Raw genomic sequence first — 7,233 nt, 5'->3', positions numbered from 1 at the left:
TCTGCGGCATCGGAATTCCCGGAGAATTATGCATCACAGGCTCTGGTGTCAGTCGTGGCTACCTAAACAGCGAAGAGCTTACAAGGGAAAAGTTTGTCGAGAATCCCTTTGGCGAAGGGAAGATGTATAAAAGTGGAGATTTGGTGAGATGGCTGCCAGACGGAAATATCGAATTTCTAGGCAGGATCGACCACCAAGTGAAAATACGGGGATTCAGGGTGGAATTACAAGAAATAGAGGAAGTTTTCAACAAACAGGCAGGAGTAAAAGAAACCGTAGTCCTCGCAAAAGAACTGGACGAAGGAGTTCAAGCCCTTTTCGCTTATGTGGTGATGAAAGAAAACGAAGCGCTAGATCTAGCAGCTATAAAAGAAGGTGCTAGAAAAGAATTACCAGAGTACATGATACCATCCTATATGATGGCAATAGATGAGATCCCTTTAACTGTAAACGGGAAAACCGATAAAAAGGCGTTGCCGGATATTGGATTTGAAAGGCAAGATGACTATATTGCCCCAAGTAATCCGATTGAAGAAGCACTTTGTAAGGTATTTGAAGAAGTCTTGGGTGTGGAAAAAGTAGGAATAAAGGATAATTTCTTCGAACTAGGTGGACATAGCTTAAGGGCCATGAACGTAGTGAATTTGTTAGAAGAAAAACTTAAAAAACGCATAGAAGTGAAATATATATTTGAATCTCCAACTCCAGAATCACTTTCCAAACGCATTGAAGCGATGGAAGAAGGGAATTACCAACCAATCCCAAGGGCTGATTGGAAGGAAGCCTATCCCATGTCATCGGCACAGAAACGGTTATTCCTGATAAATCAAATGGATGAAACCGAATTAAGCTACAATATGCCAGTCTGCTTATCCTATACAGGAAAAGTACAGGAGGAAAAGGTTCAACATGTATTCGATGAATTAGTCAAAAGACATGAATCCCTTAGAACCAGTTTTCATTTTGAAGGGGAAGAAGCTATCCAAAAGATTGCGGCTGAAAGTAGAATCCTAGTAGAAACGGAAGAAAGGGACGCAAGTCCATTCCCAGAAGTATATTTAGAGGAGTTCGTCCGTCCTTTTGATCTAAGAGAAGCACCACTATTAAGAGTGAAGATCATAAAGACCAATGATAACCAAGGTTATCTTCTATTTGACATGCATCACATTATTTCCGATGGCATGAGCATGAACATTTTGATCAAGGATTTCTGTCAACTTTACGAAGGGAACGCACTAGCTTCCTTGGATGTCCACTACAAAGATTACAGTGAATGGATGGGAAAGAAAGACTTAGGAAAACAAGAGAAATATTGGTTAGATACTCATAAGGAAAGGCCATACGTATTGGATTTCCCTCTTGATGCAAAAAGACCTCAACTCCAGAGCTTTAAAGGGGATAGTGTTAAAGAAAGATTGGGTAAAGACATCACAGTAGAATTGAAAACCTTCGCAAGGAGAGAAGGCTATACGGACTATATGGTCATGCTTGGGGCCTTAATGGTATGCATAAGTAAATATAGTAGACAAGAAGATATTGTCATAGGAAGTCCAATATCAGGAAGAACACATCCTGATACTGCAAGTATCGTTGGCATGTTTGTCAATACACTTGCGATGAGGGGATATCCAGAAAAAGAGAAATCAATCAAAGCCTTTTTAGATGAAATAAAAGAACATTCGTTGAATTCCTATGAAAATCAAGAATATCCATTTGAAGAATTAGTAGAAAAAACTGTAACTAATCGTGACCTCAGCAGAAACCCAATGTTCGATATTATGTTTACGCTACAAAACAATGAAGAGGTTATTTTTGAAACAAAAGATTTTACATTAGGAACCATCAGTCAAAAACCAGTCGCAAAATTTGATCTGGATTTCCATATGGAATATGGCAATGAACACTACAACCTAAATTTAATATATAGCCAGGCATTATTTAACAAAGAAAGCATGATAATTCTGGTGAAGCAATATTTTAATATACTTCGTGAAATCGTCGTCAATCCAGAACGAACAATTGGGGAACTTACGCTTTCCAATGAGGCAGAAACATTAACTATACTCACGGATTTCAACCATACTGAAAAAACAATGGAAAAAGGAAAAACAGTACAAGAACTATTTGAAGAAGCCGTGGAGAGAAATCCAGGTAGAATCGCCATCGTAGATGGCAGTATCGAACTAAGCTATGAAGAATTCAACCATAAGATCAATCATCTGGCAGACAAACTCCGAAGCCTGGGCGTTAAACCTGGAGAAAGAGTAGCTATACTGTCAAAAAGAAGTGCCGCAATGATGGTAGGAATCTATGCCGTCATCAAAGCCGGAGGCAGTTATATACCAATCGATCCCGACTATCCACTAGAGCGGAAGAAGTTTGTACTGGACGATTCTGAGCCAAAGATCATATTACGAGGCGAATCGGAATGGTTGTCAAAAGAAGAGCTAGGAAGTGTCAACTCAACCATCCTGGACTTGGACGAAGAGTGCCATGTATCTGTCCATCAGATCGACAATTTACCGAAAATTCACAATGAAAATGATTTAGTCTATATCATGTACACTTCTGGAACAACCGGCAAACCAAAAGGCGTCATGGTAAAGCATAGTAACCTATTTAACTATTTGGAGTATGGGAAAAGGTCCTATCTTCCAGAGGAAGTCTCCGCGCCTTTATTTACAAGTGTCGGATTCGACCTGACAGTGACGACCCTATTCCTGCCCTTATGTTCTGGAGGCAAGTTGGTCATCAAAGAACACGATGTAGAAGAAACCATCAGAGAAATATTCCAGGAAGACAAATATAGTTTTGCGAAAATGACGCCGGCACATTTAAAAATGGCTGTACAAGAAAGGCCAAAACGATTAAAAAACCTCCACACATTAATTGTTGGYGGAGAAGAACTAGGAACACGTCTCGCCCAAGACATATTAGATAAATTTGGCGATCATCTAAAAATTCACAATGAATATGGGCCAACAGAAGCAACAGTCGGTAGTTGTGATTTTATCTTCCCAGGATTAGTCCATGGTGAAGAGGCAAAAGGCGTATCCATCGGAAAAGCAATCGACAATGCAAAAATATTTATTATGGATAAAGACAAGCTTTGCGATATAAATGTACCAGGGGAATTATGCATATCCGGAGCAGGGGTAAGTAAAGGTTACTTTAATCAAGAAGAACTTACRAAAGAAAAGTTCGTGGACAATCCATTTGGAGAAGGCATCATCTATCGTACGGGAGATTTAGCAAGGTGGCTGCCAAACGGCAGGTTGGAGTATTTAGGTAGGATCGATGAGCAATTTAGTATTCGGGGCTATCGAATAGAACCGGGAGAAATAGAAGAAGTTCTAAGGAAACAAGAGGGAATAGAAGACGCAGTCGTCATCGCCAAAGAATCGGGAGAAGACAAAACCCTTGTAGCTTTTGTCGTAATGGAGACTGACAAAGAACTAGATATCTCTAGATTAAAAGGTGATTTAAGAAAAGAATTGCCAAGCTACATGATCCCAACGTATATSGCGGCAATCGAAGGAATTCCGTTAACGATAAACGGGAAAATAGATAAAAATGCATTACCAGCTATTGAATATAATCGCCAAGACGAATACATTGCGCCAAGAAATCCTGTTGAAGAAATACTCTGCAGTATTTTCGAAGAAGTCCTAGGAATGGAACAGGTCGGCATAAGGGATAATTTCTTTGAGCTTGGTGGAGATTCAATAAAGGCTATAAGGGTAGTACCAAAAGCTAGGGAATTAGGATACGAAATATCTTTTGGAGATATCATGCGGTTACATTGTGTAGAGAACTTAGCTAAGGAAGTAAAGGAGATTACAGTCCATTATGAACAAGGTGAAGTAAATGGAGAAATAGATTTGTCTCCTATCCAGAAAATGTTCTTTGATTGGGATCTTACTAACCGAAATCATTATAACCAAGCTGTAATGTTAGAAAGTAAAAACTCATTATCTGCGTCTGTTATTAGGGATGTATTGGATGTATTAGTAGAAACTCATGACATGCTGAGGGTCGTCTTAAAAGACCATCATCCAACAATATTACCAATGGACTTAAGTAAAAAATATACTTTAAAAGTATTTGAGTGTGAGGATTGGGAAAATCTCGAAGATAAAATGGAAGAGGAAAGTACTAAACTTCAGAGAACTATGAATCTAGAACATGGTCCATTAATGAAAGTAGCATTGTTTAAAACAAATGATTGTGATTACTTAATGATAGCAATACACCACTTTATTATAGATGGTGTATCCTGGAGAATTTTATTAGAAGATTTTGTAACATCTTATGGCTTAGCTATGGAAAACAAGGAAATAGTCTTACCTAATAAAACTGCATCATATAAACAATGGACAAATGCTATAGAAGAATATTCGAACAGTACAATATTCGTTGAAGAGAGCAAATACTGGGAAGAAGTATACAATCATATTACTAAGAGTCAATTGGAGAGGGAAACAAATCAACCCTTTAACGGTTTTGGACATGAAAGCTTTGATATTGATTCTGAAATTACTAGAAAGCTTATTTTTGAATCATTTAAGGCTTATGGTACAGAAGTAAATGATCTACTTTTGACCTCATTAATGCTAGCAATGAAAAAATGGAAAAAAATGAATAAAGTTACGATAGATTTGGAGAGCCATGGTAGAAATGACATTGTGTCCAATATCCATTTGGATAGGACGTTAGGATGGTTCACAAGTATTTATCCAATTCATTTACAAAGTTTTTCGAGTATGAAGGAGAGCATAGTAGAAACTAAAGAAATGTTAAGAAGGGTTCCGAACCTTGGAATTGGATATTCTTTATGGAAACAGCAAAATCCGAAAGAGAGAAATTTAAATTCCTCTATAGCTTTTAACTATATGGGTGATATGGACCTAAGTATTAGTGATGAATATGGATATCAAATGTCTTCTAAAAATCCTGGGGTAACAATTGATGAAAATAATGAATTGCTTTATGACATAAGTATTGATATCCAAAAAATCGATAAAAAATTGTATGGATATGTAAATTATAAAGAAGATAAATTCACTAAAGAAAGCATAGGTGAATTCTGTAGACTCTATGCTGAATCATTAATTGAAGTTATTAATCATTGTTTAACTCAAGAAGAAGTAGTAGCTACACCTTCTGACTTCGATGCATTAGAAATGGAAATGGAAGAACTAGAAGATATACTTAATGTTTTTAGTTAGAGTAACGACTAACTCTAACATGAAAGGAAATTAATGATGAATAGTAAAAAGAATATACAAAGTATCTATCCATTATCTCCCCTTCAAGAAGGCATACTATTTGAAAAACTTAGAGATCATGATAATTCTAGTTACTTTATTCAAAATGCATTTACTTTAAAGGGGAAGATTAATGAGGTGTATATTAAAGAAGCTATTTCTCTGCTTTCTTTAAAATATGACACCTTAAGAACGGCTATTGTTATAGCAAAGTCTACAGGGAAACCTTGGCAAGTTGTCTTAAAAGATAGGGAAATCGAAGTGCATAAAGAAGATATTAAAGATACACCTGTCTATGAAAGAACAGAATTGATAAATTCTATAAAAAATGCAGATATTAAAAGGGATTTTAATTTAGAAAGTGATAGTTTACTCCGTGTAACCCTTATAGAGGTAAGTAGTGATGAATGGATTATACTCTGGAGCTCTCATCATATACTTATAGATGGTTGGTGTAATTCTATTATCATAGGTGATTTCTTTAGGCTTTATGAACTCCTGAATAGTGGATTAACTTGTAATACTTTAAGGAATAAAGTTGTTGTTGAAAGAGAAGAAGTTGGTTCTTATGGCGACTTTATAAAATGGTTACAAGTTCAAGATCATAAAAAGGCTGAAGAATATTGGAAAAATCTCTTAGTTGGCTATGATACTGTGGCTGGTTTTATTCCTATGGAAGATAAACCAGCTCCCTCTGAGGGGAACTGCGTAGTTCACACTATGACTACCGAAAGAAGTGAGAAAGTAAAAGAATTTGCTAGAACTCATAAGATGACATTAAATCGAATAATAGAAACAGCATGGGGCATATTATTACAAAAATATAATAATTGTGATGATGTTGTATTTGGGAAAGTTGTTTCAGGGCGAAGTGGAAGGGTTGAAAATATTGAGAATGCAATTGGTTTATTTATAAATACGAATCCAGTCCGTGTCCGATCCAACAAAGACACAACGGTATTAGAGCTATTGAGGGATATGGATAGACAAGCCATACTAAGCCAAGAATACGAATATTTTTCACTCAGTGAGATACAAAAACAGAGCGCTATGCAAGGGAAACTTTTTGACACACTATTTGTTTTTGAAAACTATTATATTTCAAATTCAGATATGGATATATCTTTTGATTTTGAAATTATTGAAGAATCTGGTAGAGAAGAAACAAATTATGATATATGTGTAGCAGTTGATGTCCAAGATAAAATAGTTCTAGATATATTATATGATATTGACAAATTTTCGGAAAAAGAGATCAAGCTTATATTAGAAAGACTAGATTATTTAATAGTAGAAATGATAAATAACCCAGGGAAGAATATCGATCATTTAAACTTAATAGATGAAAAAGAAAAGGAAAAGGTAGTAAAGCAATTCAATCAAGGCAGCTCTCTAGATAAGACTTATACAGATAAAACGTTAATAGAGCATTTTGAAAAGCAAGTTGAAAAAACACCTGAAAATATCGCTCTTGTATATGAAGAGGAAGTACTAAGTTACGATGAGTTAAATAAAAAAGCCAATTCTATAGCACACAAATTGAGGGAGATAGGCGTTGGCAGAAATGACATAGTAGCCATACTCACGGAAAGAAGTATGGAAATGATGATAGGTATCTATGGCGTTATGAAATCTAGTGGAGCCTACGGACCAATTGATACAAGTTTCCCGAAAGAACGAATAAACTTCATCCTAGAAGATTATGCTCCAAAAGTGGTTCTTGTAGGCAAGGGGGTAGAGGTGCCAGAGGGAGACTATATTTGTTTAGATCTATTTTCCGAAGATACGTATTCTGAGCGTGAAGAAAACCCGGTAAACATTAATGAAAAAGAGGACTTACTTTACTTAACTTCCACGTCAGGAACTAGTGGGAAACCAAAAAGTGTCATGATTGAGCATGCGGGATGTATATCGTATGTACGATCTTTTGCAGATGAGTTTAATATCACGGAAGATACGACAGTAC

2 protein-coding genes are annotated in these 7,233 nt (G+C 36.2%); both read left to right on the top strand.

The features are described from left to right. Positions 1–122: 122 nt before the first annotated feature. Positions 123–5,228 (top strand): amino acid adenylation domain-containing protein, encoded by a 5,106-nt coding sequence (locus AB685_RS24505; RefSeq protein WP_347230884.1) that lies wholly within the window; start codon positions 123–125, stop codon positions 5,226–5,228. Between the two features lie 33 nt (positions 5,229–5,261). Next, on the top strand, positions 5,262–7,233 hold a 1,972-nt coding region (locus tag AB685_RS24500), incomplete at its 3' end, for a condensation domain-containing protein (RefSeq protein WP_047973203.1).

Source organism: Bacillus sp. LL01, assembly GCF_001037965.1.
This window is presented reverse-complemented; position numbering and strand designations above follow the sequence as displayed.